Here is a 21,983-nt window from a genome sequence, read left to right as displayed (position 1 = left end):
TTAGAAATTGTATTGTGATTATAGTAGAGACGGATTATTATCCGTGTCAAATAAAATAATCCAATCAATGTAGAGACAGATTATCTGTATCCAGAAAGTAGGTTAGTTAATTGTATCGTCAATAAAGTAGAGACAGATTATCATCCCCGTGTCAAACAAAATAACCCAATCAATGTACACACAGATTATCTGTGTCCAGAAAGTAGGTCAGTTAATTGTAATGTGATTATAGTAGAGACGGATTATCATCCGTGTTAAATAAAATAATCCAATCAATGTAGAGACAGATTATCTGTATCCAGAAAGTTGGTCAGTTAATTGTATGGTCAATAAAGTAGAGACGGATTATCATCCGTGTCATATAAAATGATCCAATCAATGTAGAGACAGATTATCCGTGTCCAGGAAGTAGGTCAGTTAATTATATTGTGATTATAGTAGAGACGGATTATCATCCGTGTCAAATAAAATAACCCAATCAATATTATTAAATTGTAAATATTTAATATACACATAAGTAAGGATTACTTTTTGCTGTGTTTATTCATAAAAAAAGAATTATGAATAAGAAGTTTAAAGGTGTGTATAATCGATCTTCTAATAGAGCTAAATGGTGGGATTATACAAATGATGGAACGTATTTTATTACTATTTGTACAAGAGATATGAAACATAATTTTGGGTATATATTTCAAGATAAGATGTACTTAAATGATTTAGGGAGATGTGTTTTAAATTGTTGGTTTAGTATCCCTCATTATTATCCATTTGTTGTATTAGATGCATTTATTGTAATGCCAAATCATGTGCATGGTATCTTACATATTAATAGAGGGAATGATAAAACTAAGAATGTTGATAATAACAAGGAGTTTAAAAACGTATCCGGAAGTTTAGGAAGTATAATAAAGGGGTTTAAAGTGGGAGTAAAGAAAGATGCTAATAGTCTTGGTATAGCGTTCTTTTGGCAAGATGGGTATCATGATCATATCATCAGAACAGTTTCTGCGTATCAGAATATTGCTAATTATATTTATACTAATCCTTCACGTTGGAATAAGGATAGGTTTTATAATGAGTTTTGAATGGGGTGTTTTGTTCGTGCTTTGAATGTGTAACTTTGTTTGTCTGACACGTATAATAATCCGTCTCTACATTGATATTGATTGGGTATGTTTGATATGGATGATGATTTGTTTGTGTATTTAATGGGTTATTTTGTTTGTTTGACACGGATAATAATCCGTCTCTACTTTGATGTTGATTGGGTTTGTTTGATGTGGGAAAGGGGACTTCTTTTAAGGTAGAATTAGTATCTGTTTTAGTGTTCAAAATATTATCGATTCTTGCTTTTATATTTTATTGATAAAGGATAACTTTGTCTTTTTAAAAAAATATTCCCTTGATTTGTTCAATACATTCTTTTAAATGTCCTTGAATAGTATAATTAAAGGTACAATATTTGCAATAAAGTATTTTAGTAGAGCTAAATAATCGAATTAAGTGATTAGTTTTCAGTAGTTTTTTTACTAAAGTAGTTAGGAAAGAATATCAAAAAAGGAGTTCTAACGATAGTTTTTATTGATATTAGTATTAAAACTTCTAATCGTTATAAATATGTTAGTTAGTACAAGAAACCATTTTTTTATAATACCTTTGTAAATCAAATTTTAGAACTAATCTATTTTAAAAAAGGTATGATAAAAGTTTCAGATATAGCGAGTAAACGCGTAGCCCTTTTGATGGATGATGAAGGGTTTAACCATACTACAGATTATGTACGTGTAGGAGTGACTAGTGGAGGATGTTCCGGACTTTCGTATCAATTAAAATTTGATCACGAGATAGGAGAAGACGATAAGGTTTTCGAAGACAATGGGGTGAGAATCGCAGTGGATAAGAAAAGCTTTTTGTACCTAGTAGGAACGACTTTAGAGTATTCTGGAGGATTGAACGGTAAAGGTTTTTATTTCAACAATCCAAATGCAAGTAGAACTTGCGGATGTGGAGAAAGCTTTTCATTATAAGACCTCAAGGTAGAAAGACGGATGTACGTCTGTCTTTCTTTCCTTTTGATAATTAGTTTAATAAAAGAAGCGTACGAGAAAGTAGTGGCTTTTAAGTATAAATATATGAGTAAGTATACAGAAGAAGATTTAAAGAAAGAATTAGAAACCAAGGAGTATGAGTATGGATTCTATACAGATATAGAGTCAGAGACATTTCCTGTTGGGTTAAATGAAGATATTGTTAGAGCGATCTCTGCTAAGAAAGGTGAGCCTGAGTGGATGACTGAGTGGAGGTTAGAAGCATTCCGTATCTGGGAATCTATGATAGAGCCAGAATGGGCTAATGTGAACTATACTAAACCTGATTTTCAAGCTATATCTTACTACTCTGCACCTAAGAAGAAGGATGAGTATAAGAGCTTAGATGAGGTGGATCCAGAACTGATAGAGACTTTTAATAAACTAGGTATTTCGCTTAATGAACAGAAGCGTCTTACTGGTGTAGCGATGGATATCGTGATGGACTCTGTGTCTGTAGCGACTACATTTAAAGAGACTCTAGCTGAGAAAGGTATTATATTCTGCTCTATCTCTGAGGCGATCAAGACGCACCCAGAGCTAGTGAAGAAATATTTAGGTACTGTGGTACCACAGACAGATAACTTCTATGCAGCGCTGAACTCTGCGGTATTCTCAGACGGTTCATTCTGTTATATTCCTAAGGGTGTTCGTTGTCCTATGGAGTTGTCTACATACTTCCGTATTAACCAGGCTGGTACAGGTCAGTTTGAGCGTACATTAGTGATCGCTGATGAGGGTAGTTATGTTTCTTACTTAGAGGGATGTACTGCACCATCACGTGATGAGAACCAATTACACGCTGCCGTAGTAGAGCTTATCGCTATGGATGATGCTGAGATTAAATATTCTACTGTTCAGAACTGGTTCCCTGGAGACAGTGAAGGAAAAGGAGGAGTATTTAACTTCGTGACTAAACGTGGTCTATGTGAGAAGAATGCTAAGATCTCTTGGACACAAGTAGAGACTGGATCTGCTGTGACATGGAAGTACCCATCATGTATATTAAAAGGGGATAACTCTATCGGTGAGTTTTACTCTATCGCTGTGACGAATAACTTCCAACAGGCGGATACTGGTACTAAGATGGTACACTTAGGTAAGAATACGAAGTCTACTATTATTTCGAAAGGTATATCTGCTGGTAAATCTCAAAATAGTTATAGAGGATTGGTTCAGATGGGACCTAGAGCTGAGAATGCTCGTAACTTCTCTCAATGTGACTCTTTATTAATGGGTAATGAGTGTGGAGCTCATACATTCCCTTATATCGAGGCTAAGAATACTACTGCTCAGATCGAGCATGAGGCGACAACTAGTAAGATCGGTGAAGACCAAATCTTCTATTGTAACCAACGTGGTATTCCTACAGAAAAAGCGATTGCACTTATCGTTAACGGATTCTCTAAGGATGTGTTGAATAAGTTGCCAATGGAGTTCGCTGTAGAAGCACAAAAATTATTAGAGATTTCTTTAGAAGGAAGTGTAGGTTAATCTACGCCTAAACTAAAGAGTTCAAAAAATCAGATTACCTCAACAAAATTAAATAAGACAATTTATGTTACAGATAAAAAATTTACACGCAAGTGTTGAAGATAAAGAAATATTAAAAGGAATTAACTTAGAAGTAAAAGCTGGTGAAGTACACGCTATCATGGGACCTAACGGTGCTGGTAAGAGTACACTATCATCTGTGATCACTGGTAATGAAGCATTCGAAGTTACTGAAGGAGAGATTCTTTTAGATGGAGAAGAGTTAGGAGAATTAGGACCAGAAGAAAGAGCTCATAAAGGAGTGTTCTTATCGTTCCAATATCCTGTGGAGATTCCTGGTGTTTCTGTAACTAACTTTATGAAAACAGCAATCAACGAATCACGTAAAGCACAAGGATTAGAAGAAATGCCTGCGAACGAGATGTTGAAAAAAATCAAAGAGAAAGCAGAGTTATTAGAGATCGATAGAAAGTTCTTATCTCGTTCTCTTAACGAAGGATTCTCTGGTGGTGAGAAAAAACGTAATGAGATCTTCCAGATGGCTATGTTAGAGCCTAAGTTAGCTATCCTAGATGAGACTGACTCAGGATTAGATATCGATGCTCTACGTATCGTAGCTAATGGAGTGAACAAACTAAAAAGTGAAGATAACGCAGTAGTGTTAATTACGCACTACCAACGTTTATTAGACTATATCGTGCCAGATTTCGTACACGTATTATACGATGGAAAAATCGTTAAGACAGGAGGTAAAGAATTGGCATTGGAATTAGAAGAAAAAGGATACGATTGGATCAAAGCTTCTTTAGAGAAGTAAGAATACTAGATCTCAAGAATCAATCATTTTAATCTAATTGCAAAGAAAGAATTATGGAGCTTAAAGATAAATTAATTACGTCTTTTGTGGCTTTTGAACAAGGTTTAAAAGGTGAACATGAAGGTTTACACGATATCCGTTTAGAAGCATTAAAGACATTCGAAGATAAAGGATTTCCTACTAAGAAAGTAGAAGCGTGGAAGTATACTTCATTAAACTCAATTTTAAAGAATGAATTCCGCGTATTACAGAAAGAGGAGACAGCGATAGAGTATAAAGATGTAAAGAAATACTTCTTAAGTGATTCTGATACTTATAAATTGGTGTTTATCAATGGGGTGTTCAGTTCTCACTTATCATCTACTACTCATGATGGGTTAGACGTATGCTTAATGTCATCAGCAATGACTAAGCCTAAATATAAAATGGTGATCGATGCCTTTTATAACAATACGGCTGATAAGACCGATAGTATGACAGCGCTAAACACAGCTTTCGCTACTGAGGGAGCTTTTATTAATATCCCTAAAAGTAAAGTAGTAGCTAAGCCGATAGAGATTATATACTTCTCTACGGTAGCAGATAAAGCCCTGTTAGTACAACCTCGTAACTTAGTAGTAGTAGGAGAGAATGCTCATGTACAGATCGTAGAAAGACATCAAAACTTGACTAACTCTACTGTACTTACTAATGCTGTAACTGAGATCGTAGCGCATAAACGTGCTATCGTAGATTTCTATAAGTTACAGAATGATAACGAAGAAGCTACACTAGTAGACAATACATATATTACTCAGAAGCAAGAGAGTAGAGTTTCTGTTCATACTTTCTCATTCGGAGGTAAGTTGACTAGAAATAACTTAAACTTCTATCAAGACGGAGAACGCATTGATAGTACGTTAAAAGGAGTGACACTAATCAGTGAAAAACAACACGTGGATCACTACACATTAGTATCTCATAACCAGCCTAACTGTGAGAGCCACCAGAACTATAAAGGTATCTATGATGGTAACTCTACTGGGGTATTCAATGGTAAGATCTATGTGGATAAAATAGCACAAAAAACAGATGGTTTCCAACAGAGTAATAATATATTATTAAGTGAGAAAGCTACTATCTACGCTAAACCACAGTTAGAAATCTTCGCTGATGATGTGAAGTGTTCGCATGGATGTACTATAGGACAGTTAGACGATGAGGCTATGTTCTATATGCGTCAAAGAGGAATTCCTAAGAAAGAAGCAAAAGCATTACTAATGTATGCTTTTACAGATGAAGTAATGGAGTCTGTAAAAATACCTGAGTTAAAATCTAAGGTAGCGAAAGTAATTGCTGGAAAATTAGGAGTATCTATGGGATTTGAAATTTAATTTCACGTTTTTTATACTTGGTCAAATATAAAAGAGACTGCCTCAGGCAGTCTCTTTTTGCATTTAATAAATGCTATGGTCATATTGGTTAGGTATGCTAATTATAATAATAAAAACGACCTAGCTATTGGGGGAGCTAGGTCGCTTAAGAAAAAGAAAGTTTGTTGTTTTTGTTGTACAATGAATATTTCATATATCGTGCCAAAAAATGTAATGCGTTGTGTCTTAGAATGTGAGGGTATAAAATAACTTGTTTTTAACATTGTTTTAAGAGATTGATGTTTTATTGATGATGATTTCTTTTTTGTGTTATTATTAAATGTTGGTGTGTTCTGATTATTATAAGGTTTTTGGTATTGATGGCTAGTAAGTAGCTTGTATTGCACTGTAGTTGTTTTTAGGCGTTTTTACGCTATTTTAAGATAACTATCACATAGAGTTGCTTTAGTCAATAATATGTGCTTAAAAAGGCTATATACATAATATTATACCTGTCCCACTTTATGCGACCATAATAAACTAGAAGTGTGCATATACAGTCATAAAAGGCAATGTAGAGGATAAAGAAAGTATGAAGTAATAGTTTTGTCCATAGAATTATAGTTCATACGTTCTTTGACATACTGTATAATACGATGAGGTAGAAGAGGAGGGATAAAAAAAGAGAGAACCCTCTGTATGAAGATTCTCTCTGTATAGATTATAAGATAATATAGATTGAGTTCTTAAGATTCACAACTGCTACATGTCACTAGGTTCGTTACCATCTCTTTAGATACACTCTGACTACGCTGGTAGTATAGTGTTTTAACTCCTAGTTTCCATGCTTCGATCATTAGGTTGTTTACTTCCTTGATCGGTAGGGCAGAAGGGATGTTTAGGTTTAAGCTTTGTGCTTGGTCTACGTACTTCTGTCTCACAGCAGCTTGTTGTATGATTTCAAGTTGACTGATTTCTTTGAATGTCTTGAATACTGCTTTTTCTTCTTCAGTAAGACCTTCTATCTGCTGTACACTACCACCGTTAAGCATGATAGTTCTCCATGTCTCTTCGTTGTCTAGGCCTTTTTCTTCAAGTAACTTCGTTAGGTATTTATTCTTACGCATGAAGTTTCCTTTAGATAATCCAGCTTTGTAATAGTTACTACTAAAAGGTTCTATCCCTGGAGAAGTCTGTCCTAAGATAGCAGATGATGAGGTAGTAGGCGCGATAGCCATAGTAGTCGTGTTACGTCTACCATATCCTTTCATGATCTCTGGTTCACCATAGATACGCGCTAATTCTTGAGACGCTTTGTCTGCTTTAGCACTAATGTTATCAAATATTTGATTTGTTAGCATTTTAGCTTGTAGTCCTTCGAATGGGATCATATTCTTCTGTAAGTATGAGTGCCATCCTAGTACTCCTAATCCTAGCGCTCTATGACGTTTAGCAAAACGATTAGCAGCAGCTAAATAGTAGTTTCCTTCTGTTTTTTCTATAAACTCTTGAAGTACTGCGTCTAGGAAGTAGATCGCTAGTTTAACAGCTTCTGTGTCTTTCCACTCGTCATATAACTCTAGGTTCATAGAAGATAAACAACAGATGAACGATTCGTCATCAGAAGAAGGAAGCATAATCTCAGAACAAAGGTTACTTGCGTTCACACGCATATTAAGATCTTTGTATACTTGTGGTTTATGCCCATTCACATTATCAGAGAAGAATAAGTATGGCATACCTTTTTGTTGGCGACTCTCTAGTACTTTAGCCCATAATTGTCTCTTCTCTCTATCCCCATCTATCATCTCTTGCATCCAGTAGTCTGGTATACATACTCCATAGAATAGGTTCTGGATAGGGTTACCGATATTTTTTATATTTAAGAATTCTTCACAGTCAGGATGGTCTATGTCTAGGTATGCTGCAAAAGCACCTCTACGCACACCTCCTTGTGATATGGTGTCCATAGCTGTATCGAACAACTTCATAAAGCTTACAGCGCCACTACTCTTACCATTATCTGTTACTGCACTACCTCTCTCGCGAAGTGCTCCAAAGTAACCTGACGTACCACCACCAATTTTGGTTTGCATAATCACTTCACCAAGTTTGTGTGTGATTCCTTCTATACCATCTGGAATATGTACGTTAAAACAAGAAATAGGTAGACCTCTCTCTGTACCCATATTAGCCCAGATAGGTGAGCTTAGACTCATCCATCCACGTTCTATCATCTCTTGGAATGATTCTTTTAATTCAGGTTTATACAGTCTTCTGGCAGCAGCTGATGCGATACGGTCGATAGCACCTTCTACCGTCTCTCCTTTAAGCAAGTATCCTCTATTAAGAATTTGTTCACTTTCGGAGTTTTTCCACCAAAGTTTTTCTGTTAGGTTATCGTTGTCTTCTGTCAATAATGGTAATGAGAAATTGTTCATAGAATTCTTTTAGGTTTTTTTGATAGTGAATTTTTTGGTTTAGAATAGGTCGTCTGCAGAGAAACTCTTATCGTGCTTCGTATAGTCAACAGGTCTCTTAGCGAAGAAATCATCTAAACTGTTTGCGAACACTTCTTCTTCGAACCAAGCCATTGGTTTGTATTGTTCGTGGGTGATATTAAATACTTTTTTAAGGCCAATCTTTTGCATACTTTCGTCTACTCTGAACTTCATGAAGTTTAATAGATCAGCTTTGTTTACCGTTTCTATTTCTCCTGTGCTGAAGATCCAGTCTAAGATTCTACTTTCGATCTCGATAGATTTATGGATTACTTCATTGACATGATTGATTAACTCGTCATCAAAGAAGTCTGGAAACTCGTCTCTAATCACATTAACGATATAAATACCTGCATTAGCATGTACTTGCTCGTCTACTGATGTCCATGCGATGATGTTGCTCACATTCTTCATCAGTCCTTTAAAACGAGTAAAAGATAAGATGATGGCAAACTGGCTGAACAGAGATACATTCTCTATCAATAAAGAGAATAGGATAAGAGATACTACATATTTTTTGCGGTCAGTATAGTTACCAGAGTTCTCTAATACTTCTGATAAGTATTCTACTCTTTCTTTAATAACAGGTACTGTCAGTAAGTTCTCGAACTCGTCATTATATCCTAATACATCTAATAATCTAGAATATGCTTCTGAGTGTCTAAACTCACATTCTGCAAATGTACTTCCTAGCCCATTAAATTCTGGTTTAGGGAAGTGTAAGTATAAGTTTCCCCAAAAGGTCTTAACTGCAACTTCTATCTGTGCAATAGCTAATAAACTATGCTTAATAGCTAGTTGTTCTTCTTTCGTTAAGTGCGAATGGAAATCTTGTGTATCTGCTGTGAAGTCAACTTCACTATGTACCCAAAATGATTTATTAATTGCATCTGTGAATTGGTAAATTCCAGGATACTCAAACGGTTTGTAGTTTACTCTTTTATCAAAAATCGACATAGCTTAATTTTATTAGATTACATAATTAGGACAATCTTATTCTAGTCAAAACGTCAAGTGAGTGTACTTTTTAAAAGTGATAAACACTTGTAAACACTGCGATAGCCTTGTGTGTAAGTAGATAAGATTGACGAAGTTATCTTAGCTAATTTACTCTTTACTAAGGACTAAATCAATAGAAAATGTTTGAAAATCATAATTAGTTATTAAACATCTGTTGATAACTATTATTTGTTGAAATGTTGTGATTGTCGATTTAATGGTGATATCATTTGAGAGTAGGTGTATTAAGACGATATTGTCTTAAGGCAATTTTGTTATTCCTAATTTTTGTTGTGTTGTCTTAAAAAATATGTAATTTTTTATTTTTGATGAATAGAAGGGGACCTACTGAAAATAAAAAAAGTGGAAGGTATGCCTTCCACTTTTTAGTATATTAAGCTAGTTTAGCAACTAGTTCTCTCCATTGTTCTAATTCTGGTATTCCTGGTTTTCTCTTACCAAAGAATTGGACGATGATTTCGCCAATCTCGTTGAATACTTCTACAGAAGTTACAATACCATCTTCTGTAGGTTTGCGCACTATCCATGTCTGTGCTATTTTATCCATATCTAGGTGCATATTGAAGTCTGGGTCTAGTACATTGTACCAGTTCTGATGCCACATCGTTCTTTTTACTTCGCCTGTGTGAATCTGGATATTACCTCTATTCCCGACAAAGACCATAATAGGTGTCTGTGCCTCTGAAGCACCTTCTAACAAGGTTACGATAGCATCTTTAGTAATCTGCTTAGCGTAGTACTCATCTGGAGCTAATCTTAATGCTTGCGTACGCGTTAGGTTGTATTTCTTTAATAATGAAAAGAAGTTATGTGTATCTTTTAGTTCTTTCCACTCTGTTCTGAATCCTTCTACATCTATCTCTTCATCTAATCTTTCGTCTAGATTATGTATATAAGGCTCTGTTGTTTCTTCAGTTGACTGATTCTCTGAAGTATATTTTTTTACTAATGCGTGGAATGCTTCTTCGTTGCTCTGAGGTACTAAATAGATCTTGTGAATAGCTTCACCATCTTTACCAAAGAACTGTAAACTCATTCTGTCTTTATCTCCTGCTTTTTCTACTACTGCAAAAGCTTTTTTCCAATGACTTAAGAAGATTCTTAAATCAATGTCTGGATTAACAAATAGACCAGCGTGAGGGCTACTAAAATCTGGGTTAGCATACACCCCTTTTCTCTCGTGTACACATTCATCATTACGCGTAAGCGCCATTACTTTTCCTAAAGTTTCTACTTCAGATAGTATTGCTTCAAATTCAGGTTTTAATCGCGTAACAGATTCTCCTATTTGTGTAGCAAGCAATTCCATTTCACTAGCGTTAAGTTCTTTGGCTGCGTTGCGTATTCTAATATGTGGATTGGTCACCTTTAGAGCGTCCCAACGTTCTTTTAATGTTTGTGTGCTTGTACTCATAATTATTGTTTTTAGATACCAAATATTATTAAAGGGTTATTGCTAACAGGGTTTTTAGTCACCACACATGGAAAGTTATATACCTCAGAGATGATCTCTTGAGTTAATACTGCTGCAGGTGTATCATAGATTACTTTTTTTCCCTTCTGTAGCAAGAGTATTTTATCAGCATACTGTGCTGCTAAATTTAGATCATGTATTACTACGATAGCTGTATTTCCTTTTGCTGTAAATTCTTTAATGATGTCCATGATACGGTGCTGATGTAGTACATCTAGATTGTTCAAAGGTTCGTCTAAAAATAACAGCTTATTTTCAACATTATTGTTTAACTGTGATAATACTCTAGCTAAGTGGACGCGTTGTTTCTCTCCTCCTGATAGATGATTGTACTCTCTGTGCTGTAGTGGACAGATGTCTATACAGTCCATACTCTGCTGTACTGCAGTTTTGTCGTCTTCTGTAGGGATGTGGTCAAAATAAGGATATCTACCCATCATTACTACATCTTCTACGTTTAGCGGTATATCTCCATTGTGATGTTGTGAAAACTTAGCTTTGTGCTTAGGTAGTTCTTTACTACACCATTTAGGGTATTCACATGATTTCAATAGAACTTTGTTTCCCTTTTCGTGTAATTCGTCAGCAAGTATACTTAAGAACGTAGACTTACCCGCTCCATTAGGACCTAATATTGCAATAAACTCACCTTCTTTACATTCGAAGTCTATATCGTTAATGATATAATTTCCTTTTGCTAAATAGTTTATTTTAAAAGCTTCAATCATAACTAGAGTGATTTTTTAAACTTGATTAATATAGCAATAAATACTGGTGCTCCCATAATCGAAGTAAGAATACCTATCGGAATCTCTGAAGGAGGCACTAGTGTTCTGCTTATCGTATCTGCAACTAATAATAGTATACTACCACATAGTGTAGATAGGGGTAGAATGAAGTAATAGTTAGATTTAAAAACAAGTCTAAGTATATATGGAACTATTAATCCTACGAATCCTATAGTTCCAGTGAATGCTACTATGGTACCTACCATAAGGGCGGATAATAATACTATTTTTTTCTTTGTTTTTTCTACTGGTATTCCTAAGTGTGTAGCATCTCGTTCTCCTAGCATCATCGCATTTAAGGCCTTTCCCTTGTTGATTAGCAAGATTATAGAAACTAATACAACTACTGCAAGGATACTAACTTTAGTCCAAGTCGCTCCTGCTAAGCTACCTAAGGTCCAAAAGGTCAAATTTCTCAATTCTTCATCACTTGATAAGTAAGTCAGCAAGCCTGTCGCAGCACCCGTCAGTGAAGTAATAGCTACTCCTGATAGTAGTAATACACTGATATTAGTCTTACCCGCTGTAGTAGACATTTTATATACAAAGGACATCGTGATGATAGCTCCTACAAAGCTCATTATACTCAATAATGAGTAGTGTACAGCTTCTGGGATCAAGGATTTAATATGAGATCCTAAAACAATAGTCACTGCTGCAAATAATACAGATCCAGCTGTAATGCCTATAAGATCTGGCGAAGCAAGGGGATTCTTAAACATCCCTTGAAGTGTTGTTCCGGCAAGAGATAGTCCAGCGCCAGTTAAGATTGCCATTAGAACTCTGGGAAGTCGGACATCAAAAAATACATAATAGTCGCTTGGATTTACCTCTTGCTTAGTGAACAATATTTGATATAAAGTCTGGAATGATCCAGACTCAAATTGATAAACTCCTATGAATATAGACGCAATGGCTATCACAATTAAGATAACAGATAATACTATTGCGTAAAAAGAGAGTTTGGTTTTCATTATAATTTATTCAGATAGTAGTTGATTTAATTCTTTTGCTGCTTGGCCTACTCTTGGACCGAATCCACTTAATAATAAGCCATCCATCGCAATTACTTTTTTGTTTTTACCAGCATTAGTTTTGTTGATACCATCGATTTTTAATACTCCATCGATACCTCCCATACTTTGTAATCCTGTTGTGAACATTAGGATATAGTCTGGGTTACTGTTTAGTAATGATTCTGGTGTAAGAGGTTTGAAATCCTCAAATTCTGTTACTGCGTTTTGTCCTCCTGCTAGATCTACAATATTGTTTACAGGTGTTTTATCTCCTGCAACTAGAAGGGTAGCAGCACCACGAGCATAGATAAACAATACTTTAGGTTTGTTTTCAAAAGAAGGAAGACCTTGTAAGTCTTGATCTATTTTGTCTAGAAGCGATTGGTAGTTTTCATTGTTTAATGACTGAGCTACAGTTTTTATTAATGTCTTAGTTCCTTCTAAAGTGAACTCTTGTTTAATAACTTCTAAGCGGATTTTTGTCTTTTCTAATTGACTTTTGAAATCGTCGTTAAGGTCTTTTTCTGTTGCATATATAACCGTTGGTTTTAACGCCATAATGCTTTCAATTGATATTTTAGAAGTATGTCCTAGATCTTGAGCTGTTGTTTTAATGTCTTCAGGATAAGTGCTAGTTACGTCTACTGCTATTATATTTTCTTTTTCTCCAAGTGCAACAAGCGTTTCTGTAATTGCTCCATTTAGAGAAATAATTCTTTCTTTTACTTGAGTCGTTTCAACTGGTGTAGACTCTTGTTTTTTTTTAGAGTTACAGCTCATCATTGCTGTAACGATTAGGAATAAAGCTGTTAGTTTTTTCATTTGAGTTGTTTATTTGAAATAGTTCTAAATTATGGCAAAAATAGAATCTTTTTTACGCGTTACAAAACATATTTAGATTAATTTTAAATTAATATTTAGTAGGCTAAAGTATAGTTATCCTTATCTTTGCTTTTACATTTGCATACTAAAGAAGTATGACGAGTATTTTTAATTAAATGAAAAGTAATATGTTAGATATAAAGGAGGTACGTAAGAATTTTCCAATTCTTACTCAATCAGTAAATGGCAAGCCTTTAGTTTATTTTGACAACGCAGCTACTGCACAAAAGCCAAAAGTGGTAGAGGATGCAATTGTTAAATATTACGAAACTATCAATGCAAATATTCATAGAGGTGTGCATACACTTAGTCAATTGGCTACGGATGCGTATGAAGAAGCTCGTAAAAAAGTACAAGCTCATGTGAATGCTAAGCATGATTATGAAGTACTGTTTACAGCAGGGACTACGTTTGGAATAAACTTGGTAGCAAGTGGTTTTGGTAGTCTGCTTAAGGAAGGTGATGAGGTACTTATCTCCGCTATGGAGCACCATTCTAATATTGTGCCATGGCAGTTCGCTTGTGAACGTTCAGGTGCTACATTGAAAGTTATTCCAATGAATCAGGATGGTGATTTAATTATGGAAGAATTCGACAAGCTATTAAGTTCTAATACAAAAATAGTAGCTGTAACCCATATTTCTAATGCGCTTGGAACTATTAACCCAATTAAGGAAATTATAGCTAAAGCGCATCAAGTAGGAGCTGCTGTTTTAATCGATGGTGCTCAAGCAACACCGCATATTAAACCTGATGTACAAGACCTAGATTGTGATTTCTATGTGTTCTCAGGTCATAAGGTGTGTGGACCAACAGGAACTGGTGTTCTTTATGGAAAAGAAGCATGGTTAAATAAATTACCACCTTATCAAGGAGGAGGAGAGATGATCAAGACTGTGACTTTTGAGAAAACAACGTATGCATGTTTACCACACAAATTTGAGGCAGGTACGCCGAATATTGCTGGAGGAATTGTATTAGGAGTTGCTTTAGATTATCTAAACGGAATAGGGTTTGATAAAATAGCTGCTTATGAACATGAGCTTTTAGAGTATGGAACGAAGCGTTTATCTGAAATAGAAGGACTTAAAATATATGGGACTGCTAAAGAGAAGACTTCAGTGATTTCTTTTAATCTAGAAGGTATTCATCCTTATGATGTTGGAGTTATTGTAGATAAACTTGGTGTAGCGGTACGTACAGGACATCATTGTACGCAACCTATTATGGACTTTTTTGGCATTCCAGGTACAATTAGAGCTTCATTTGCTTTCTATAATACGAAAGAGGAAATCGATGTGTTAGTAGAAGCAGTGAAGAAAGCACAAATGATGTTATCATAATAAGTAAATAAAGAAAATATAACGATATGACAATTAAAGAAATTCAAGAAGAGATAATTGACGATTTTTCAATGTTCGACGATTGGATGCAACGTTATGAATATATTATTGAATTAGGAAAAAGTCTTCCGTTAATCGATCCTCAATATCAAGTAGAAGAGAACTTGATTAAGGGATGTCAATCACAAGTGTGGTTACATGCTGAGTTACAAGACGACAAGGTCGTTTTTACAGCAAATAGTGATGCTATTCTAACGAAAGGAATTATTGCTATTCTGATTCGAGTTTTTTCAGGACAGAGAACAGAAGATATCCTAAATGCGGATATGTCTTTTATTGACGAGATAGGTCTAAAAGAACATTTGTCTCCAACTAGAGCAAATGGATTAGTTTCAATGATAAAACAAATTAAAATGTATGCTTTAGCTTATCAAGCTAAACAATAAATTTATAGAGTATGGAAGAAGTAGATGTACAACAATTAGGGGAGAATATAGTTAAGGTTCTTAAAACTATTTATGACCCAGAGATTCCTGTAGATATATATGAGCTAGGATTAATTTATGATGTTTTTGTTAATGAGAATTATGATGTTAAGATTCTTATGACATTAACTTCACCTAACTGTCCTGTAGCAGAGACTCTACCAATGGAAGTAGAGGAAAAGGTACGATCAATAGACAATGTAAAAAGTGTTGAGATTGAATTAACTTTTGAGCCTTCTTGGACAAAAGATTTAATGAGTGAAGAGGCTAAGCTAGAATTGGGAATGCTTTAATTATGGAAGGGGAAATTGTAAATAAAGTTGCTAATAGCGCTCTAAGAGTTTTTGACCTAGAAGAGCTATATCCTACGAATCCTCGTATGGATATCGATATAGCACAGTGGTTATATGAGGGTTTTGTACTTAGAGAGAAAGAATTCAGAGCTGCATTAAAAGAAGTAGATTGGTCTCTTTATGAGAATGCTTACGTAGGATTGTTCTGTTCTACAGATGCTATTCTTCCAGGATGGGCATATATGCTTTTGACAAGTCATCTTCAACCTGTTGCCAAACGTATATTTTTAGGTGATAGAGCACATTTAGAAAAGTCTATTTATCAAGAATTGTTATTTTCTTTAGATTATTCTCAATATGCGGATTTACCAGTGATAATTAAAGGTTGTTCAAAGAAGGAAATTCCTGAGGAGGCGTATGTTTTAGCAACCCAATTAATGATGAATCACGCACGTTCAGTGATGTTTGGAGAAGCATGTTCTGCTGTACCTGTGTATAAACGTACAATTAAAAAGTAGTCCATTCTTTGCTATTTTAACTTATTGTTATTATTTTTGATTAAAATTTTAACAATATGAAGAGACTTTTATTAGGAGTGTGCGCTTTCTTAGCAGTGTATTCGGCTCAGGCTCAGGAAACTGAGGCTAATGCGGCAACAGAAGCTGTTAGCCCATGGACAAGAACAGGTAATTTTACTTTTTTACTTAACCAATCTAGCTTCTCAAATTGGCAAGCTGGTGGAGATAATAACGTATCTGGAAGTTTAAAAGTAAATTATGATTTCAATTACAAACAAGGTGATTGGAACTGGGATAATAAAATAATTGCTAGTTACGGTCTTACTAAGTTAAAAGGGCAAGATCAGAAGAAAACTGATGATAAACTAGAGTTTAACTCATTGCTAGGTAAAAAGGCTGAAGGTAACTGGTTCTATTCTGCATTCTTGAATTTCAAGACTCAGATGGATAGAGGGATAGATAAAGATGGAGTATACAACTCACACTTTATGTCTCCAGCTTATTTACAAGTAGGACCTGGTATGTTGTGGAAAAAGAGTGATAATTTGAAAGTGAATATTGCACCTGCTACTTCACGTTTCATTTTAGTTCATGACCACTTTACAGAGTTTGGTGATGCTTTTGGTGTCGAAAAAGGTAAATCAATGAAATACCAACTGGGGATGTCAGTTAATGGATACTACAAATTCGACATTATGGAGAATGTATCTGTTGAGAATATCTTAAACTTATATTCTAACTATTTGAAAAAACCAGAGAATGTGGTAATTGATTATCAGTTGAATGTAGTGATGAAGATTAATAAATATCTTTCTACAAACTTTACATTCCAAACAATCTACGATGACTTAGCTTATAAAGGCTTCCAAGTTAGAGAGATGGTAGGTGTAGGAGTAAACTACAACTTCTAATAGAATAAATACAAAGTAAAAAGGTTGGCATTCGCCAACCTTTTCTTTTTTTATAATAGGTTTATTCCTTTTTGTTCTGCATCTTTTCTTACTTCTTCTGGCCAAATACTTGCTTGTACTTCTCCAATATGTTTTTTACGTAATAAAAACATACAAATTCTTGATTGACCTAGACCTCCACCTATACAAAGAGGTAACTTGTCCTCAAGAAGTAAACTGTGATATAGCAACGATTTTTTATCTAAAGCTCCTGCTAACTCTAATTGATGCTCTAAAGCTTCTTTATCTACTCTAATTCCCATAGAAGATAGTTCTAGTGATTTACCATGAACGGGGTTCCATACTAGTAAATCTCCATTCAACCCTTTATAACCATCTTCTGTAGGAGTAGTCCAATCGTCATAGTCGGCTGATCGACTATCATGTGGGTGTCCATTAGATAGCTTTCCTCCAATTCCTATAATAAAAACAGCTCCATATTCTTTCGCTATTGCATGTTCTCTTTCTTTTGAAGTAAGAGTAGGGTATAGTTGTAAAAGTTGCTCAGAATGGATAAAAGATAGTTTTTTAGGCAGGATAGGTTCTATTCCTAGTTCTTCATATATTCTGTGTTCTGTGTCTAGCAATGTTTGATAGATTGAACGTACTATATTTTTCAAATAACTTAGAGTTCTATCAGATTTTTCAATGCGTAATTCCCAGTCCCATTGATCGACATAGATAGAGTGTATAGGACTGCTATCCTCATCTGGACGAAGGGCTTTCATATCTGTTAGAATTCCTTCATGAGCATCTAATTCTAGTTCTTGTAGTCTAATTCTTTTCCATTTTGCTAATGAATGTACTACTACGCCGCGATTGTTGTTTAGAAATTTTACAGGGAATGATACTGGACGTTCTATACCATTTAGATCATCATTAATTCCTGTGCCTTCATTTACAATCATAGGTGATGATATAGGATATAGATTAAGTGCATCACATAGTCCTTTAGAGAATTGTTCTTTGACTAATGCAATGGATTTTTCTGTTTGTAAAATTTCTTTTTTGCTCATGATTTTTTGTTTTTGAATTTGTTTTAAAATAAAAAAGGCTCCTCAGAGAGGAGCCTTTAAACGGATAATGAAATAATATATAATTAACTTAAATCAATGCCAATAGGATTCCTCTTTGAGTCGTAGAAACGATTCAAATTATTATTAGAGAAATTATTGTTCATTGATAAATACATATAATCAGCTTTTTAGCAATAGTGTAAAAATAGAAAAAATATTATTATCTAATCTTCTTTTACTAATTAATTTATAAACAAATATTTTATTCTTCTTCTGAAGATTCAATTAAATGGTCATAATCCGGGAATAAAAAGTTGTTATAAGGGAAACGTGTAATGTGGATTTCACGTACTGCTTCATACACTTTCTTTCTAAACTCTTCAAAGTTTTCTTTGTTTGTTGCAGAGATAAAAATAGCATTGTTTTCACCTACTTTATTCATCCAAGTCTTCTTCCACTCTTCTATCGAATAGTGTTTTGAAGTGCGTTCTGTCATTAGATCATCCTCTTCTATTCTCTCTGGTTGATAAGCATCTATTTTGTTAAATATCATAATAGTAGGCTTGTCATTACTCTTGATATCCTTAAGAATCTCATTTACAGATTCGATGTGATCTACGAAGTCATGGTGAGAAATATCTACTACGTGTAATAATAGATCTGCTTCTCTTACTTCATCTAAGGTACTTTTGAATGACTCAACCAACTGAGTAGGTAGTTTACGAATAAAACCTACAGTATCTGACAATAAGAATGGCAAGTTGCCAATTACGATTTTACGTACAGTTGTATCTAATGTTGCAAACAACTTATTCTCTACGAATACTTCACTTTTACCTACAGCATTCATCAGTGTAGACTTCCCTACGTTAGTATATCCTACCAATGCTACACGTACCATCGCTCCACGGTTTCCTCTTTGAGAAGCCATTTGCTTATCGATTACCTTTAGTTTATCTCTTAAAAGGGTAATACGGTCACGTACGATACGTCTATCTGTTTCTATCTCTGTCTCTCCAGGACCTCTCATCCCAATACCTCCACGTTGTCTCTCTAAGTGAGTCCACATACCAGATAGCCTTGGTAATAAATACTGGAATTGTGCTAGTTCTACTTGAGTTCTTGCATAAGAAGTTTGTGCTCTTTGAGCAAAGATATCTAGGATTAAGTTAGTACGATCTAGTACTTTACAGTCTAATTCCCTAGAAATATTCTTTTGTTGAGCAGGCGATAGTTCATCATCGAATATCACGGTATGAATATCGTTCTCTACAATATAATTATGAATTTCTTGCATCTTCCCAGTACCAACAAAGGTCTTAGGATTCGGCTTGTCCATTTTCTGTGTAAAACGCTTATATACTTGTCCTCCTGCTGTAAATGTCAAAAACTCTAATTCGTCTAAATACTCATTTAGCTTTGATTCATCTTGATCTTGTGTAATGATTCCAACGATTACAGAACGTTCAAAATTTATTTCTTCTCTATCAATCATATAAACTATATTATAGTGCAAAATTACTAAAATTGTAAGACTAAATAAGAAGATACTTTAAAATACTGTCTTTTAATTTGTTATCACTACCCTTGAAATGTGGAATATTATGAAAACATTTACTCTTTTTATGAAATCAAATAAGTTTTACTCTTTGTTTTTCAGTATCTTGCTATAGATTGTTATGGTACATTTTTTGCCATTATAGAAGAAGTGATAACATTTTATACTTTTTGAAATGAAAATAATACAATATATATTTCTAGTTATTTTTTCTCTTACTGGAGCTTTAAGTTTTGGACAGAGAGCTGTCGTAACAGCTAATAACTATGACATTAGTGATAATTTAGACCTTCAAGCTGTAGCTTCTATATTTGGAGAGTCTAAAGATTTATCTGATTTTGAATTTAGACTGAATGACCCTAATTTGAGAATTAATAACCTTGACTTAAATAGAGATGGTTATGTAGATTATCTACGAGTTGTGGAATTAGTGGAAGGAAGAACACACCTTATTGTGATTCAAGCTGTATTAGGTAAGGATCTTTTTCAAGATGTAGCAACTATTGAAGTAGAAAAAGATACAAGAGAAAATGTTGTATTAATGCAGGTAGTTGGAAACTCTTATCTCTATGGACCTAATTATATTTATGAGCCTGTTTATTTAAGTAGACCACCTATGTTTACTTTATTCTGGACTAGTAATTACAGAGCATATCACTCATCTTGGGGGTGGGGGTATTACCCTGATTATTATTATCATTATTCGCCATACAGCACTGATCGATACATGAGCCATGTTAATATTCAGATTAATCATTATAATAATTACTATTATTCAAGTAACCGATACAGCACACAGGCTCAGAATATGTATCAAGGGGTGGCTCAATCTTCTTATGAAAGGCAAAATCCTAATCAATCTTTTAGAACCAGATATAGTGAGGATAGTTTTTATAATAGAAAAGATTTAACCAATACTAGAGGTAGCTCTAACTCACGAAGTGAATATTCAGTAGACAGTAACCAGAACCCAAATTACAGAAGATCTGCTTATACGGATAATAGTAGTACATCTAGTAATGGAAACAGTAACTCTCGTTCTAGTTACAGTAGAGGTAGTAGTTCTACAGATAATACTGGTTCTAGTTCTTATAATAGAGGAGAGGCGATATCGAATACAGGAAGCAACAATTCTCGTTCTAGCTACAGTAGAGGTAACTCTTCTAGTAATGCGAGCTCATCGTCTAATAATTCCTCTTATTCTAGATCTAGTTATAGTAGAGGAAGTTCATCTTATCCTAGTAGCTCTAGCAATAGTAGTTATAGTCGTTCGTCTAGTAGTTCATCTTATCCTAGTAACTCATCATCTAGATCTAGTTATAGTAGAGGTAGCTCATCTTATCCGAGTAGTTCTAGCAATAGTAGCTACAGTCGTTCGTCTAGTAGTTCTTACCCTAGTAGCTCATCAAGTAGTAACTATAGCCGCTCATCTTCTGGAAGTAGCTCATCAGGCTACAGTAGAGGAGGAAGCAGTAGTTCATCTTCATCGTCTAGATCTAGTTATAGTCGATAATTTAAATGTAAATAAGCTAGTTTTAGCACTAAATAAGAAAAGGCGAAGTATCATTACTTCGCCTTTTCTGTATGCTTTAGATATGTGTTATTTAAAGATGTCATTTAAGATTTTAGCTAATCTTAATCCTCCTTTTAGTAATTGACTTTCTACGTTGTCTTTGTGATCAAAGTGGTATCTGTAGCTTAGAGACTCTTCAGGCTCTACACTAGCATATAGTTTATTCGCCATCGTGTACGAATCATAGATCCAATCTTCTAATGTACCAGAAGTGATTTTTTGATTGTAGTTAGCACCGTGTACATCTAGTACAGTAGCATATTCTGTATAGCTGTATTTATCGAAATCAACTAGAGCAGAGTCCCATAGACTGTGTAAGTTAGTTGCTTTTCTAAACCATTCTATCTTTACTCTATTTCCACCAAGATCTTCTGGTCTACCGATGTGTAGTGGTTGATGAGCATCACCGATGATATGGATTAAGAAGTACAGATTCTCTTGTTTTTTTGCTAACGGAAGATTCTTGTCTTTTAACTCTTCGATAAGGATAAGAGCTCTTTTATATAAGTTTTCATCTGTAGAGTTCGCTAGTTCTTTATCGAATGCTTGTCTATCTAGATCACCAGGCATATTGATATAGTGCCAGCTATCTGCGAACTTCCAAGAAGGATCTGACTTTAAAAAGTCTGGCCAGTTAGCCCAATACGCTAATTGTTGGTTGCCAATGATTTCTTTTAATTGTTTTTTAGCTTTTTTGCTTAGGTTTCTTTCTGCTAATTCAGCTACTACTCTGTGACCAGTAGTACCCCAAGCAAATACATTAGCTGTCTGTAATGCAAAGAATGCAACTACAAATAGGGATAATAATTTCTTCAT

General features: G+C 34.6%; 20 protein-coding genes. 11 read left to right on the top strand and 9 right to left on the bottom strand.

Annotation, left to right across the window (positions count from 1 at the left end):
- Positions 1 to 560: 560 nt before the first annotated feature.
- From AABL85_RS01370 to sufD, 5 genes are all read left to right on the top strand, one after another.
- Positions 561 to 1,085, top strand: coding sequence for a hypothetical protein (locus AABL85_RS01370; protein ID WP_341308878.1), 525 nt, complete (start codon positions 561 to 563; stop codon positions 1,083 to 1,085).
- 612 nt (positions 1,086 to 1,697) lie between these two features.
- Positions 1,698 to 2,027, top strand: a complete 330-nt coding sequence (locus AABL85_RS01365) for a HesB/IscA family protein (RefSeq protein WP_131540386.1) — start codon at positions 1,698 to 1,700, stop codon at positions 2,025 to 2,027.
- 105 nt (positions 2,028 to 2,132) lie between these two features.
- Positions 2,133 to 3,581, top strand: coding sequence for a Fe-S cluster assembly protein SufB (gene sufB, locus AABL85_RS01360; RefSeq protein WP_286436623.1), 1,449 nt, complete (start codon positions 2,133 to 2,135; stop codon positions 3,579 to 3,581).
- Positions 3,582 to 3,645: 64 nt separating this feature from the next.
- Positions 3,646 to 4,398, top strand: a complete 753-nt coding sequence (gene sufC, locus AABL85_RS01355; RefSeq protein ID WP_041888229.1) for a Fe-S cluster assembly ATPase SufC — start codon at positions 3,646 to 3,648, stop codon at positions 4,396 to 4,398.
- A gap of 53 nt (positions 4,399 to 4,451) precedes the next feature.
- The gene (gene sufD / locus AABL85_RS01350; RefSeq protein WP_131540387.1) at positions 4,452 to 5,771 is read left to right on the top strand and encodes a Fe-S cluster assembly protein SufD; all 1,320 of its coding nucleotides are present in this window, start codon (positions 4,452 to 4,454) and stop codon (positions 5,769 to 5,771) included.
- 725 nt (positions 5,772 to 6,496) lie between these two features.
- Here sufD and AABL85_RS01345 read toward each other — a convergent pair.
- The 6 genes from AABL85_RS01345 to AABL85_RS01320 all read right to left on the bottom strand — a co-directional run bounded on the left by AABL85_RS01345 (position 6,497) and on the right by AABL85_RS01320 (position 13,371).
- Positions 6,497 to 8,191 (bottom strand): ribonucleoside-diphosphate reductase subunit alpha, encoded by a 1,695-nt coding sequence (locus tag AABL85_RS01345; protein WP_006257886.1) that lies wholly within the window; start codon positions 8,189 to 8,191, stop codon positions 6,497 to 6,499.
- 39 nt (positions 8,192 to 8,230) lie between these two features.
- Complete coding sequence (locus tag AABL85_RS01340) at positions 8,231 to 9,208, bottom strand: ribonucleotide-diphosphate reductase subunit beta (RefSeq protein WP_006257885.1); 978 nt, start codon at positions 9,206 to 9,208, stop codon at positions 8,231 to 8,233.
- 436 nt (positions 9,209 to 9,644) lie between these two features.
- The gene (locus AABL85_RS01335) at positions 9,645 to 10,685 is read right to left on the bottom strand and encodes a hemin-degrading factor (RefSeq protein WP_131540388.1); all 1,041 of its coding nucleotides are present in this window, start codon (positions 10,683 to 10,685) and stop codon (positions 9,645 to 9,647) included.
- An 11-nt stretch (positions 10,686 to 10,696) separates the two neighbouring features.
- The gene (locus AABL85_RS01330) at positions 10,697 to 11,473 is read right to left on the bottom strand and encodes a heme ABC transporter ATP-binding protein (RefSeq protein ID WP_131540389.1); all 777 of its coding nucleotides are present in this window, start codon (positions 11,471 to 11,473) and stop codon (positions 10,697 to 10,699) included.
- A gap of 2 nt (positions 11,474 to 11,475) precedes the next feature.
- Positions 11,476 to 12,507: a FecCD family ABC transporter permease gene (locus AABL85_RS01325; RefSeq protein WP_131540390.1), complete on the bottom strand. Its 1,032-nt coding sequence runs from the start codon at positions 12,505 to 12,507 to the stop codon at positions 11,476 to 11,478.
- 6 nt (positions 12,508 to 12,513) lie between these two features.
- A complete protein-coding gene (locus AABL85_RS01320; protein ID WP_341308877.1) occupies positions 12,514 to 13,371 on the bottom strand; it encodes a heme/hemin ABC transporter substrate-binding protein in 858 nt (285 codons plus the stop codon).
- A 188-nt stretch (positions 13,372 to 13,559) separates the two neighbouring features.
- Here AABL85_RS01320 and AABL85_RS01315 point away from each other — a divergent pair, with 188 nt between their 5' ends.
- The 5 genes from AABL85_RS01315 to AABL85_RS01295 are packed head-to-tail and all read left to right on the top strand — an operon-like array spanning position 13,560 to position 16,981.
- The gene (locus AABL85_RS01315) at positions 13,560 to 14,774 is read left to right on the top strand and encodes an aminotransferase class V-fold PLP-dependent enzyme (RefSeq protein ID WP_131540392.1); all 1,215 of its coding nucleotides are present in this window, start codon (positions 13,560 to 13,562) and stop codon (positions 14,772 to 14,774) included.
- A gap of 26 nt (positions 14,775 to 14,800) precedes the next feature.
- Positions 14,801 to 15,220 (top strand): SufE family protein, encoded by a 420-nt coding sequence (locus AABL85_RS01310; RefSeq protein WP_286415103.1) that lies wholly within the window; start codon positions 14,801 to 14,803, stop codon positions 15,218 to 15,220.
- Between the two features lie 11 nt (positions 15,221 to 15,231).
- The gene (locus tag AABL85_RS01305; protein ID WP_006257878.1) at positions 15,232 to 15,552 is read left to right on the top strand and encodes an iron-sulfur cluster assembly protein; all 321 of its coding nucleotides are present in this window, start codon (positions 15,232 to 15,234) and stop codon (positions 15,550 to 15,552) included.
- Positions 15,553 to 15,554: 2 nt separating this feature from the next.
- A complete protein-coding gene (locus tag AABL85_RS01300; protein WP_131540394.1) occupies positions 15,555 to 16,070 on the top strand; it encodes a DUF2480 family protein in 516 nt (171 codons plus the stop codon).
- Positions 16,071 to 16,126: 56 nt separating this feature from the next.
- Entirely contained in the window at positions 16,127 to 16,981 is an 855-nt protein-coding gene (locus AABL85_RS01295; protein ID WP_286436620.1) for a DUF3078 domain-containing protein, read from the top strand.
- A gap of 50 nt (positions 16,982 to 17,031) precedes the next feature.
- Here AABL85_RS01295 and asnA read toward each other — a convergent pair whose 3' ends face one another.
- Together asnA and hflX are read right to left on the bottom strand one after the other, a co-directional pair.
- Positions 17,032 to 18,036, bottom strand: a complete 1,005-nt coding sequence (asnA, locus tag AABL85_RS01290; RefSeq protein ID WP_131540396.1) for an aspartate--ammonia ligase — start codon at positions 18,034 to 18,036, stop codon at positions 17,032 to 17,034.
- Positions 18,037 to 18,298: 262 nt separating this feature from the next.
- Positions 18,299 to 19,531 (bottom strand): GTPase HflX, encoded by a 1,233-nt coding sequence (hflX, locus tag AABL85_RS01285; protein WP_006257874.1) that lies wholly within the window; start codon positions 19,529 to 19,531, stop codon positions 18,299 to 18,301.
- A gap of 238 nt (positions 19,532 to 19,769) precedes the next feature.
- Here hflX and AABL85_RS01280 point away from each other — a divergent pair, with 238 nt between their 5' ends.
- Positions 19,770 to 21,107, top strand: coding sequence for a hypothetical protein (locus tag AABL85_RS01280; RefSeq protein ID WP_341308876.1), 1,338 nt, complete (start codon positions 19,770 to 19,772; stop codon positions 21,105 to 21,107).
- Positions 21,108 to 21,194: 87 nt separating this feature from the next.
- Here the strand turns inward: AABL85_RS01280 and AABL85_RS01275 are convergent, their stop codons facing one another.
- Positions 21,195 to 21,983 (bottom strand): S1/P1 nuclease, encoded by a 789-nt coding sequence (locus AABL85_RS01275; RefSeq protein WP_006257872.1) that lies wholly within the window; start codon positions 21,981 to 21,983, stop codon positions 21,195 to 21,197.

The sequence above is a fragment of the Myroides odoratimimus genome, assembly GCF_038039805.1.
Lineage (GTDB): Bacteria > Bacteroidota > Bacteroidia > Flavobacteriales > Flavobacteriaceae > Flavobacterium > Flavobacterium odoratimimum_B.
This window is presented reverse-complemented; position numbering and strand designations above follow the sequence as displayed.